At 63.1% G+C, this 542-nt stretch carries 1 protein-coding gene; it reads right to left on the reverse strand.

Annotation, left to right across the window (positions count from 1 at the left end; translation table 11 throughout):
• Positions 1–539: thiamine pyrophosphate-binding protein (locus tag ACP7DW_RS28685; protein ID WP_426057774.1), on the reverse strand; the 539-nt coding region annotated here is incomplete at its 3' end.
• Between the last annotated feature and the right edge of the window lie 3 nt (positions 540–542).

The raw sequence follows: 542 nt of genomic DNA on the forward strand, positions 1-542 counted from the left end.
TTGGGGATTTCGGCCTTGATTTCGCCATAGAAATAGTCGCGCGGGATGTTCAGTTGCGTCGGGCCCATTTCCGACATGGCGCGGTCAAAGCAGCGGCCCGTAAATTCCGCCATGCGGGCCGGATTGGTGACGTGGCCTTGATATTTCGTAAATTCCTCGAACATCGGCAACTGGTTCGCTTCCTGGAAGCCGCCCAGGCCCATGCTCATCGTGCCCGTTTCCGGCGTGATGATGACGACCGGGGTGTGCGCCCAGTAGGCGGCGGCAATCGCCGTGACGCAATTGCTGATGCCGGGGCCGTTCTGGCCGATGACCACGCCGTGGCGGCCCGAGACGCGGGCATAGCCGTCAGCCATGTGGCCGGCGCCCTGTTCGTGCACCACGGGAATCAAACGGATGCCGGCCGGGGCGAAGATGTCCATCGGGTCCATGAAGGCCGAGCCCATGATGCCGAACATGTCGGTCACGCCATTGGCGGCCAGGGTTTCCACGAACGCTTCGGAAGGCGTCATTTTTTGCGGGCCGGTGGGGGTGGCCACTGC

The sequence above is a fragment of the Janthinobacterium sp. PSRC1-1 genome (assembly GCF_049897525.1).
GTDB lineage: Bacteria > Pseudomonadota > Gammaproteobacteria > Burkholderiales > Burkholderiaceae_D > Janthinobacterium > Janthinobacterium tructae.